This is a genomic window from Paenibacillus sp. FSL R7-0345, from assembly GCF_038595055.1.
Taxonomy (GTDB): domain Bacteria; phylum Bacillota; class Bacilli; order Paenibacillales; family Paenibacillaceae; genus Paenibacillus_AQ.
Map to the genome: position 1 here is coordinate 448808 of NZ_CP152002.1, position 12245 is coordinate 461052.

The window sequence follows — 12245 nt, forward strand, 5'->3', positions numbered from 1 at the left end:
CATTGACACTGTAAGTTTAAGGAGAATATAATGTGTTTAAGTTAACATATGAACAAATACTCATATATTGTTTTATCCAAGGGAGATGAGTCATTTGAGTACGGCTGACGGTATGGTGAAGCGCCAGTGGGTCCTTGACGGGCTGGACTGTGCAAATTGTGCGATGAAGATAGAGAACAAAGTTTCCAAAATCGACGGCGTTACTGCTTGTTCCGTTAATTTTGCTATGAAGACAATGACACTAGAGACCCCTGCTGATCAGGCAGACAGTATAAGCGAGCGGGCCCGGCAGACAGTAACAAGCCTTGAACCGCATGTGAAGCTGCGGGAGCTGAAGGCCGGAGGCGTCCGCACGAAGACGCAGCCCGGCACAGTCCGGGCAGCTCATGCCGACGGAGCCACCGCCCACGGACATGAGCACGCCCACGGCGACCATGGCCACGAACACGCCCACAGCGATGCCGATACGCACGGCCACGAACACACCCGCGGTGATGCCGATGCTCACAGTCATGACCACACGCACGGCGATGACGCCCATGGCCATAGCCACGATCACGGGGCCGGTGATACCCGGCGGATTATCCTGCGGCTTGCGGGAGGCGGCATTCTGGCCGCTGCCGCCATGCTGCTGCCGCTCGGCGGTGTACCGGAGCTGCTGCTCTTTCTGGCCGCTTATCTGATCGTTGGCGGCGAGGTCGTGTGGTCGGCGGCCCGGAATATTATCCGGGGCCGGGTATTTGATGAGAATTTCCTGATGGCACTGGCAACGATCGGGGCTTTTGCCATCGGCGAATATCCGGAGGGGGTGGCCGTTATGCTCTTTTACCAGGTGGGCGAGCTATTCCAGGGAATGGCTGTGAACCGCTCCCGCCGGTCCATTACTGCGCTGATGGATATCCGCCCGGAGTTTGCTTTTTTGAAGGAAGGCGGCGGGCTGCGCCGGGTATCGCCTGAGGAAGTAGAGATCGGGGATATCATTGTCGTGAAGCCGGGAGAGAAGGTGCCGCTCGACGGAACGATCCTGGAAGGCAGCGCTATGATGGACACCTCCGCCCTCACCGGCGAATCGGTGCCGCGTTCGGCAGAGCCGGGCAGCCGGGTGCTGAGCGGCTTTATTAACCGCAACGGTGTAGTTACGGTAGAGGTTACGCAGACGTTCGGGGAATCAGCGGTATCCAAAATTCTCGAGCTGGTGCAGAATGCAGCCGGCAACAAAGCCAAAACGGAGAACTTTATTACCAAATTTGCCCGGGCCTATACGCCGCTGGTTGTGATTACTGCGTTGCTGCTGGCGGTTGTTCCCCCGCTGGTGATCAGCGGAGCCACCTTCTCCGACTGGATATACCGTGCGCTGGTCTTCCTGGTCATCTCATGTCCCTGCGCGCTCGTCGTTTCGATCCCGCTCGGCTTCTTCGGGGGCATCGGAGCCGCATCACGCAGCGGAATTCTGGTTAAGGGCAGCAATTATCTTGAAGCGCTAAACGATGTGAAAATTGTTGTCTTCGATAAGACCGGTACGTTAACAAAGGGACAGTTCACTGTTACAGGAATATATCCGGCGGAAGGCTTTACGGAAGAGGAACTGCTGCGGACGGCCGCTTATGCGGAGAGCCACTCCAGTCACCCGATTGCTGAATCAATACGTGCTGCTTACGGGCAGGAGATTGAAATGGAAGCAACGGGGGACTATGACGAGATTTCCGGACACGGGATTTCGGTTAAGGTGGAGGGCAGAGCAGTGCTTGCCGGAAATGCCAGACTGATGGAGCGTGAGGGAATTGCAGCAATTGTACCTGCCCAGAGCGGGACTGTCGTTCATCTCGCAGTAGATCAGCGGTACGCCGGACATCTGATCATTGCGGATGAAGTGAAGGAGGACTCGCTGGCGGCGGTCAAGGCGCTTAAAGCACTCGGCATCCGCAAAACCGTCATGCTGACCGGGGATACCCAGACTGTTGCTGAGGCTGTCGGAGCCCGGCTTGGGATTGATGAAATCCATGCCGGCCTGCTGCCGCAGCATAAGGTTGAGGCGGTTGAACGGCTGGAGCAGGAAAAGGGCAAGCGGGAGAACATGATTTTTGTCGGCGACGGCATTAATGATACCCCTGTGCTGGCGCGGGCCGATGTCGGAATTGCGATGGGCGGGCTCGGCTCGGATGCAGCGATTGAAGCGGCAGACATTGTGATTATGACGGATGAGCCGTCGAAAATTGCTGCAGCGATCGGGATTGCCAAGCGGACACGGCGTATTGTCTGGCAGAACATTATTTTTGCCCTCGCGGTAAAAGGGCTGTTCCTGCTGCTGGGTGCCTTCGGGATTGCCACGATGTGGGAAGCTGTATTCTCCGACGTAGGCGTTACCGTACTGGCGGTGCTGAACAGCGTCCGCGCTCTGAAGGCTCCCCGAGGGCTATCTTAAATCCGTTTATAATTGTAATTTATTTAATGAATAAATATGAAAATAAGCCTGTTTAGATTCCATAATGTGGGTCTAAGGGCTTATTTTTTATATGAAATATAATGGAAATTGTCTGTTCTTGCCGATATAACAGTATAGATTTACAGCAATTGGAAGCTGCTAACTAATACTGCTGGGAGGACTAAAGGTGGAAAAAGAAGTGAAGCTTTGGACAAAAATGAAAATGAAAGCAAAAAAGAAAAAAACGGCCTCGATGCAGAAAAAATGGTCACTGATTCTGTTGGCCATATCGATTATACCGTTACTCGGATCAACCGTCTTTTTTACAACCTATTTCAGTAAGGTGACCAAAGAGGACAACGAAGCAATCACGGAAACCATCCTGGATATGAATACCACGCGGCTTAACGAATGGCTGATATCCAAAACCTCGGCTGTACAGGAGCTGATCTCCCTGCATCCCGAATTTGATACTGCAGACCCGCAGACGATTTTCCCGGCCATCAGGGTTCTTGAGGACAGCGACAGGCAGTCTGAAGGCTACAGCGTAATTAATGAAAACGGGCTGCTGACCAATATGCTGGGCTTAACGGCTGAGATGGGAACGGCGGACTATTTTATGAAAGCCAAAGAGACTATGCAGCCGGCTGTAGCGGATATGACCTACCTGGAACCCCTGAGTAAGTATGTAATTTCGGTAGTCGTTCCGGTTGCCGGAGCGGACAAACAGTTTGCCGGAGCGATTGCCTTCTCGGTTACCCCTGAGATGATGCTGGAAATGAGCAAGGATATCAAAGTCGCCGACAGCGGCTACGGATATGTTATTTCTAGTGACGGTACTTACTATGCCCATTACGATACACAGCGGATCGGGAAGAATATCGCGGAATACGCCAGCAATCCGGATATGAAATCGGCAGTGGACAAGATTCTGGCCGGTGAGAGCGGCTCGGAAACGTTTAAGGGTGAAGACGGGAAAGAGACCATTACGTATTACAAAACCGTGCCGGGCACGGACTGGAAGCTGGTGATAAGTGCCCCGGAAAGCGAAATTTATGCAAAAGTGATTTCGGCACAGATGGTGGCGGGTATTTTCTTCATTAGTGTAGTTGTAGTCGTTGTGTTGCTGGCGCTCTATCTGACCAGACTGATGGTAAAACCGGTTTCTGCGGTCTCCAAAGTGGTCAAACGGGTTGCAGAGGGTCATTTAAGTGAACGGGTACCTGTGACTTCAAATGATGAAATCGGCCAGATGAGCAAGGGCATTAATGAAATGATCGATTCCTTATCCGGTATTGTAGGAATGATTGATGCAGCAGTAGCTGAAGTGGCGATTTCTGCTAAGGGCTTGCTTGGATATGCCAATGAGTCCTCCAACACCTCGGTGGAGATTGCTGAAGTGATCAAGGAAGTGGCTCAGGGTATGGAAGAGCAGTTCAAGGGCTCGGAGCAGTCTGCACGGGCTACGGAGGAGATGGCGATCGGCCTGCAGCGGATTGCAGAATCTTCGGTTAATGTATCCGACCAGGCGGAAAGTGTGAACGTGGAGGTAGAAAACGGTTATCTGGGTATCCAGTCCACACTGGAGCAGATGCAGGTAATCAGTACGACGGCCGGCCAGACTTCAGAATTGATCGCAGCCCTTACCGAGCAGTCTGAGCAGATCGGGCAGATTGTCGATGTCATCTCGGAAATTTCCAATCAGACCGGGCTGCTGTCGCTGAATGCTTCTATTGAAGCTGCCAGAGCAGGTGAACACGGCCGCGGCTTCGGGGTGGTGGCGAATGAGGTGAAAAAGCTGGCTGAGCGCACGAATACGTCGATTGTGCATATTGTTGAGCTGATCCGGCAGATCCAGACCTCAACGGCAAATGCTGCTGCATCGATGGAGAAGAGCATTACGGAAATCGGTGACGGTATGGATAAAATGAACCATGTAGGCGCGGCGTTCGAGCATATCCGTTCCTCCATGCGTGAAGTTTCGCTGCAGATCCAGGATGTCTCCGCCATTAACGAGGAAATGTCTGCAGGGACTGAGGAGATTACGGCCTCCATTTCGGATATGCTGACCATTGCCAGAGCATCGGCGGAGAACTCCCAGCTGGTTGCTGAGGCATCTGTAGAACAGAGAGATCTGATGGGTAAGGTAGTTTCCGAAGCAGAGGGCCTGACAGCAATGATGGCTGAGCTGAAGGAAGAGGTCGGCAGATTCCGTTAAGCGTCTGTTATAAAAATAACCCCCTCCGCATACATCAATTGTGTGTGGAGGGGGTTATTTGTGCAAAGATAAGTTCTACACGGTTTCCTCGAGCTGCAGGCTTTCGATACCGGCACGGATGATGCCGCAGGAGGTTTTGAATTTAGCCGCTTCCTGCTCGTTAAGATTCAGCTCCAGCAGCTCCTGAATGCCGCCGCCGCTGATAATTGCCGGGACGCCGGTGCACACATTGCTTTGCCCGTACTCCCCGTCCAGGATGGCTGAGACGGCGATGATTTTGTGCTCGTCATTGAGGATGGAGCGGGTGATATAAGCCAGCGCGCTGCCGATCCCGAAATGGGTCGAGCCCTTGCGGGTGAAGATTTCCCAGCCCGCATCCTTGGTCTTGCGGGCCAGATCATCGAGATCGAGGCTGCTGAACCGCTCCCGGTGCTGCTCCATAATCTGCAGCAGCGGCTTGCCGCCGATCGTGACATGGGACCAGGCGACGAACTGCGATTCACCGTGCTCGCCGAGAGCATAACCGTTGACGCTGCGCGGGTCAATCGAGAACACCTCGGAGAGCAGCGTCTTCAGCCGCGACGAGTCGATGGAGGTGCCGGTGCCGATAATGCGGTGGCGCGGGAGGCCGGACATTTTCCATACCATATATGTGACGATATCGACCGGATTGGCAGCTACCACAAAGATTCCGTCGAAGCCGCCGGCCATAATGTCAGTAACGATCTCTTTAGTGATAACGGCCGCGGCGTCCAGCACATCAAGCCTTGTCTGGCCGGGCTTCGGATTCGCGCCTGCCGTCAGGATGACTACATCCATACTGCCGCAATCACCGGCAGTACCGGCATAGACCCTGGTTCTGGTTCCTGTAAAATCCATGCAGTGCGAGAGGTCAAGCGCCTGCGCCATGGCCCGGTCATAGGTACGGTCGACCATCATGATCTCATCGCATATGGCCTGATTGACCATGGAATAGGCACAGCTTGAACCTACATTTCCGGAGCCGACGATTGCCACTTTTCTCGATTTTGTTTTCAATTGCCTTACCCTCACTCTCTAAAAGTAAATACCCGGCTCCGCCTGTGGAAGCTGGAGGTTAAGTATATTTTCATTTTACCTGATCACACAGCAAGTTACCTGACATAGAAACGACTATTATAGGCCGCTGTGTGGCTCTTTTGTCACATGATGGGCAGAAGGCGCCGATAAACCAGGCGTTTGAATATAAATATTATATGCGGGCGATGTTGAGAAGGGATATAAGTTGACAAACCTGCAGCAAATTATCTGGCTCCGGTTAACCGCGGCATCCCGTATAATATAAAAGCATTCCCTATCCGGTGAGGATAAGAAATGCTTTTTGCAGGTTTAGCTCCGCGGCTGCGGAACACGGGTCTGCGGCGGAGACATCAGGGTATAGCGCTTATACATGAACACCCGCCAGTGAAGGATCATGCCGAAGGCCAGAATAAAGAACAGGCCGCCGGACTGCGGGACAGATACATACCGGTTGATGAATTCATGGAGCACGGTGCGGACAAGCAGCAGGCCGAGCAGTATAAAAGCGAAGCTCTTGGAACGCTGGGCATAAATCTGGCCTTCCCGTTCTTCAAATTTGGTGCTGCGCATCAGCGGATAAGCAAAGACGAACCAGCCGGCAAGAAACGCCAGCACCGCCCACCACCAGGGAAAGCGGACATCAGGTACCACGAACATGGCGAAGCCTGTGGACATGCCCAGTGGCGGAATCCATATTTTACGGAGGGTCACCGGCCGTTCGCTTGCCTTCAGACGGATAAAAATAACCATCAGCGCCATAAAAACCGCTCCCAGCGTGGAGCCTATATGCAGAAGCGAGGGATTGATATTGCCCATCATACACGTTCCTCTCTGTGATTTGTGTCACTTATTTCTACATTATAGCAGAAAAATCTTTGCAAACAGAATGCGGGGTAAGCCGATCCGCACAAGAAACCCGCCAGGAATATCCTGGCGGGTTTCTTGTGCAAATTATGCGTTATAACTGTATCAAGGGTTACCCTTGAATGCTCAGCTTAAGAGCGGCTGCGTCCGCCAACCGAACGCAGAATCAGGCTGACGATTGCAATCAGGATTACTGCACCGATGATGGATTGGAAGACATAGAAGTCACTGATTCTTGGTCCCCACTCGCCCAGCAGCATACCGCCGAGCCATGAGCCAAGGATACCGGCGATAATGTTACCGATGATGCCTCCCGGAATGTCTCTGCCCATAATTAGTCCTGCCAGCCACCCAATCACGCCGCCTACGATCAACATCCATAGAAAACTCATTTTGCTTCAGCTCCTTTTGTGTTTGTTCGTGTTACCTTCGATGGTTACTATTAACCTCAAGCAATGCGTTTAAACCATGTGGATAAATTTGTATTGACAAGCCGGTTTGTCTGTTTAGTGTGCCCTGAAAATGGCTGTTTAACAATGGTTATGTCCCGGGTATATAAACATGTTATATTGATTTAAGACGCTTAAAGCAGAGGCAATCTGTGCGCTACAGGGTAAATATTATGTGAGCAAAAGCCATTATAGAATGCAGTTTATTGTAAAGGGGAGACGGATATGAAGCAGCCTAATGAAGTGCTATTTTACATCGGTACATATAATACAAAAGAAAACGAAGCCATTTTGCTGGGAGCTCTGAATAAGGATACAGGCGAGATGCGGGTGCTGGGCGGAAACAAAGGGATTGAGAATCCATCCTATCTGGCAGTAAACAGCTCAGGGACTGTAGTCTATGCGGCAAGCGAGCAGGATGAAGGCGAAGTTCATGCCTTTTCCGTTGAGGCCGGCACGGGAGCGCTGCAGCCTCTGGGCAGCAGAAGCACGGACGGCGGGGCGCCCTGTTATGTCTCGGTTTCCCCGCAGGGTGACTACATATTTGTGGCCAATTACACCGGCGGCAATGTCAATGCCTTCCCGGTTCAAGCGGACGGCTCACTCGGGGAAATGTCCAGCCAGGTCAAGCATGAGGGCTCGGGAATCCGTCAGGACAGGCAGGATGCACCGCATACACACTCGATCATCCCGGACAGTACCGGAGAGCGGGTGCTGGTATGTGATCTGGGGATTGACCAGGTGCTGATCTACCGCCTTGAGGACGGCAAGCTGGTTACACACCGCGAGGTCAATCTGCCGCCGGGATCAGGTCCCCGCCATCTGGCAGTTCATCCGTCGAATCAATGGATCTATCTTATTAACGAGCTGAACAGTACAATAACGGTGTTTGCTAATAATGAACAGCAGGGCGATTTGAAGCTGCTGCAGAGCATCAGCTCGCTGCCGGAGCATTACCCGGCGGGCAGTGATGACACGGCTGCAGATATACATGTGTCACCGTGCGGACGGTTCCTGTATGCATCCAACCGTGGACATGACAGTATCGGACTGTTCTATATTAATGCGGAAACCGGCTTGCTGGAAGCGGGCGACTGGGTGATGTCGGGCGGGCGGACACCGCGTAATTTCGCCATCACCTCTGGTATGCTGCTTGCTGCCAACCAGGACAGCAGCAATATCGTTTCTTTCCGGATCGACAAGGAGAGCGGCCGGCTGATTCCTACCGGTAATGAACTGGAGGTTACTGCTCCGGTCTGCCTGGTTCCGCTGCCGGTATAGCAACAATAAGGGCCTCCTCTGCAGCCGGCTGCAGGGAGGCCCTTAAGCAATATTTATAGAGAATAAGGGCAAACTACTGTAATCTGCCGGGGGCTTCATCTCCAGTGTAGAAGCCGATATCATCCAGCATGATCCGGTCACCTTCCTCTTGCAGATAGAAGGTGATTTCGGTTAATTCACCGGGGTTAAGCGCAGGTTCTTCCTCCAGGAAGCTCTCAAAAGGCAGCTCATAGGTCTGGAATACAGCCTCTGACAGATCGCCGTATTTGCCGTCGCTGACCCGCTCCTCCAGCCAGGGGCTAATGGTGAACTCGGTCTGCGGCAGCGGAAGGATATCCATTACTTCATCCAGCGGCAGGCGGGCGCTGACATCATTGCTGTCAGTCAATTCAACCTCGACATCCGGAGCCGGAGCAGCGGCAGACGCACTATCAGATTCGCTGTCCTCTGCCGGCAAGTCGGCATTGCGGTTCGCCATGGAGAAGGTCAGCCCGGCTGCACCTGATCCGGCAAGCTCCCGGACTATACTGTCCTTAAGCGTAATGCTGTAGGAGCCTGCTTCATCTCCGGCATCGTGTTCAAGCAGAAGGCCGTATGTCGATTTGCCCTTGGACTCGCGGTCCTTGGCCGTTTCCTCGATCCATCCGAGACCGGTCACTGCGGCTGTACCGCCTGTCACCGTGTTCTTGTTGCGGTCCTCGTCGTAATTGGCTACCGGAATAAACCCGCCGCTCTGGAAGCGGCTGTAATAGGCTGTATCCGGCAGCCACTGCAGGCCGCTGCGGTAATCACGGAACAGGTCCTGATATTGGCTTTGCCCGTGCAGTGTAGCCTCCAGGAAGGCTGATACATATACCTTGGCAATCTGCCGCTGTTCATTTCCGTCCATAATCTGAGCCCGGTTTAAAAATAATCCGGCCGGCAGGGACTGGTCATACAGCCCCCAGTCCGTATTGAACTGGCTGTGGTTGGCATCGGCGATATAGAGTGAGCTCTTGAAGGCTGTTGATCCGCTGGTGTAGCTGGAACGTATATATTGCCGGTCCCCGTAGAAGTCATGCACATCACCGTCCCTTGCGCCCTGCAGTGTCAGATAGTTTACATCCTTTAGCCGGGCCTGCTGGTCGTCGATGGCTTTATCGGTCGGAGCCAGGGCAATAACGGAAGAGATGGTGAACTGGTCTGTTACTGCCAGTACAGGATCATCCTTGAACCAGCGCGATGCATCGGCAGCCATGGCGACCGCCTGGCCGCCGCGGCTGTGGCCCAGGAGGGCTGTTTTGGAATAATCGACCTTCTGGTAGAACGGATTTCCCGGCTGCTCCGCATAGGTTCCGATCTGCTCCAGATGCTTCAGAATCATCCACGTCCGCACCTTGAAGTCATTGTCAGGAATGCCGGACCAGGCCGAGTAATTGAGAAAGTTCTCATCCACCGAGACGGCGATGAAGCCGCGGCTGGCCAGCAGCTCACCCAGATAGGCGTAACCCTCCTCAGAGTAATCCTCCATCATGTGGTTGCCGTGCACCATCATCACAAGCGGGAAGGGGCCTTCTCCCTCAGGCATCCACACCTGGGCATTAAGCGGAAGCGCGTTGTAATCAAATCCCCAGAAAATCGTGCGCAGCTTGGGCCAGTTTTTAATGAAGGCTGAGGCATCGGCAGAAGCGGATATCAGGCCGACGTCCTTGCCATACCCGGCCCGGTGCAGGTCTTCTCCGCTCCCGTAAGTGAAGGGTTCATAGCTGTAGCTGCCCGGTGCTGCGGGGTCGGCTCCATGAACAGGAGTGACATCTCCGGCTGCGGCCGTTAAGGTGTCCGTTGCAGGCTGACTTAGTCCGGCGCCATAGAGCGGCAGCGGGGCCAGCAAAATAGCTGCAGCCAGCAGCACGCCAGAGACGGTCCGCCTGCTCCGCAGCAGGCCTGCCGATAAACCGCCGGCCGCTCCAATCAGAGCAGCAATGGCGGCAATGACCGCAGCTGCTTCAATTGCCAGACCTCCAAAGTACAGGATGAGCAGCACAGCTCCGTAGGTACTTAAGAGGGTACCGGCAAACAGCTTGGGAAAGCGGAAGCCGGCCAGCGACAGCAGCAGGGCCAGAAGGTTACCGGCGAGTGCCAGCACAATCGTTCCGGCTCCTGCGGCCAGTATAATATCCGCCGGGGTTCCCATACCTGTCGGAATACCCAGAACGGCAATAATAAAAGACAGCGTACATATTGTCCAGGGACCAGCCAGTGCCGTCCTCCATAATGTTGTATCGTACGCATAAGTCAGCATGATCCGTCTGCCCAGTTCCCCGAATATGCGCCTGATCAGCCGCGGTCTTTGCGGCTGGGGCAGCTGTGGAGCATATTCCAAATCCATTCCCATGTTTTATCCCCCATAAGATGTAGCAATAATAATACTTTACAGCTTTTGCAGCTTTGATAACAAGCGGGTCTTGCAGGAACAACCGCCATTTGCTTCCCGCAGAAAGAGCAGAGTACAATCTTGAAGCCATTTTGAAAAAAAGATTTGACAGGTGGCAGAGATTTCAGTATTATGTGTCTAAACCTACTAAACGGGTAGGAATAATTAAATAAAATGTTCTTACCGTACAGACGGAGGAGCGCCCGCTTGAAGCAAGCAGACACGTGTCTACACGACCGGTTTGACCTGCGATATGTGGGCATTCCTGCGTCTTTTTTTTCTACTACCATGAGCTTCAGAGGCATTTCTATATTAATAATTATGGGGGAGTGGTTGGAATGAAGAAAGGGATCAAGAAGGGGCTTCTCGCCGGATTTACATTAATGCTGACGGCAGGGCTCACTGCTTGCGGGAGCAACGGTAATACGAATAACAGTGCCAATTCAGCGGCCAATGCAGCTGAAGCAACGAATGCGGCAAATAATGCAGCTGCTACAGCCGAGGCGACCAAAGCACCGGCAAAAGATCCGGTGGAGCTGCTGAATGTCTCCTATGACCCTACACGCGAGCTGTATGAGAACTATAACAAGGCTTTTGCTGCTTATTGGGAGCAGGAAACCGGCCAGAAGGTAACCGTTAAACAGTCTCATGGCGGTTCCGGGGCGCAGAGCCGGGCGGTGCTTGAGGGGCTGGAGGCGGATGTAGTGACCCTTGCGCTTGGTTATGACATTGATGCGCTGGCTGATAAAGGGCTGATTAATGAAGGCTGGGAGAGCAAGTTCGAGCATAACAGCTCGCCGTACACCTCCACCATCGTGTTCCTGGTGCGCAAGGGCAATCCGAAGGGCATCAAGGACTGGCCGGATCTGCTGAAAGAAGGCGTGGAGGTTATCACTCCGAATCCGAAAACCTCCGGCGGTGCACGCTGGAACTATCTGGCGGCATGGGGCTATGCGCTGGATAACAACAATAACGATGAAGCCAAGGCGCAGGAATTTGTCCAGGAGCTGTTCAAGCATGTGCCGGTACTGGATACCGGGGCGCGCGGAGCAACGACAACCTTTGTAGAACGCGGCATCGGCGACGTGCTGCTGGCCTGGGAGAATGAAGCCTATCTGTCCATCAAGGAGCTGGGTCCGGACAAATTCGAAATCGTGAACCCGTCCGAGAGCATTCTGGCAGAGCCGCCGGTTGCCATCGTGGACAAAACCGTCGATAAGCGGGGAACCCGTGAGGTATCTGAAGCCTATCTGAACTATCTTTACACTGAGGAAGGCCAGAAAATCGCCGCAGAGAACTACTACCGCCCGACACTGGAAAGTGTGAAGGAGCAGTTCAAGGACCAGTTCCCGGAGATCAAGCTGTTCACCCTGGCCGAGAAGTTCGGTACCTGGAAAGAAACGCAGGAGAAGCACTTTAACGACGGCGGAATCTTCGACAAGATTTATGTGCCGGGAAGCTAATATAACGGATACTGACCGCAATAACCGGATGCCTCAGCCAAAGAGCTGGGGCATTCGTGAATGTACGGGCCTGGGG

At 53.4% G+C, this 12245-nt stretch carries 8 protein-coding genes; 4 read left to right on the forward strand and 4 right to left on the reverse strand.

The window, feature by feature from the left end; translation table 11 throughout:
• Nucleotides 1-112 precede the first annotated feature (112 nt).
• Nucleotides 113-2422 carry a heavy metal translocating P-type ATPase gene (locus NST84_RS01960; protein ID WP_342566324.1) on the forward strand — a complete coding sequence of 770 codons (2310 nt, stop codon included), beginning with the start codon at nt 113-115 and terminating at the stop codon, nt 2420-2422.
• Between the two features lie 223 nt (nt 2423-2645).
• Nucleotides 2646-4640, forward strand: a complete 1995-nt coding sequence (locus NST84_RS01965; protein ID WP_342563998.1) for a methyl-accepting chemotaxis protein — start codon at nt 2646-2648, stop codon at nt 4638-4640.
• A 75-nt stretch (nt 4641-4715) separates the two neighbouring features.
• On the opposite strand, the gene NST84_RS01970 is transcribed toward NST84_RS01965, so the two are convergent.
• The 3 genes from NST84_RS01970 to NST84_RS01980 form a co-directional block, all read right to left on the reverse strand.
• The gene (locus tag NST84_RS01970) at nt 4716-5678 is read right to left on the reverse strand and encodes an L-lactate dehydrogenase (RefSeq protein ID WP_342563999.1); all 963 of its coding nucleotides are present in this window, start codon (nt 5676-5678) and stop codon (nt 4716-4718) included.
• Between the two features lie 330 nt (nt 5679-6008).
• Complete coding sequence (locus NST84_RS01975) at nt 6009-6515, reverse strand: cytochrome c biogenesis protein CcdC (protein ID WP_342566325.1); 507 nt, start codon at nt 6513-6515, stop codon at nt 6009-6011.
• A gap of 179 nt (nt 6516-6694) precedes the next feature.
• Nucleotides 6695-6955, reverse strand: coding sequence for a GlsB/YeaQ/YmgE family stress response membrane protein (locus NST84_RS01980; protein ID WP_342564000.1), 261 nt, complete (start codon nt 6953-6955; stop codon nt 6695-6697).
• Between the two features lie 282 nt (nt 6956-7237).
• On the opposite strand from NST84_RS01980, the gene NST84_RS01985 reads away from it, so the two are divergent.
• The gene (locus NST84_RS01985; RefSeq protein ID WP_342564001.1) at nt 7238-8293 is read left to right on the forward strand and encodes a lactonase family protein; all 1056 of its coding nucleotides are present in this window, start codon (nt 7238-7240) and stop codon (nt 8291-8293) included.
• Between the two features lie 73 nt (nt 8294-8366).
• Here the strand turns inward: NST84_RS01985 and NST84_RS01990 are convergent, their stop codons facing one another.
• Nucleotides 8367-10667 (reverse strand): alpha/beta hydrolase, encoded by a 2301-nt coding sequence (locus NST84_RS01990; protein WP_342564002.1) that lies wholly within the window; start codon nt 10665-10667, stop codon nt 8367-8369.
• A 377-nt stretch (nt 10668-11044) separates the two neighbouring features.
• Here NST84_RS01990 and NST84_RS01995 point away from each other — a divergent pair, with 377 nt between their 5' ends.
• Nucleotides 11045-12169 (forward strand): sulfate ABC transporter substrate-binding protein, encoded by a 1125-nt coding sequence (locus tag NST84_RS01995; RefSeq protein ID WP_342564003.1) that lies wholly within the window; start codon nt 11045-11047, stop codon nt 12167-12169.
• Nucleotides 12170-12245: the final 76 nt, after the last annotated feature.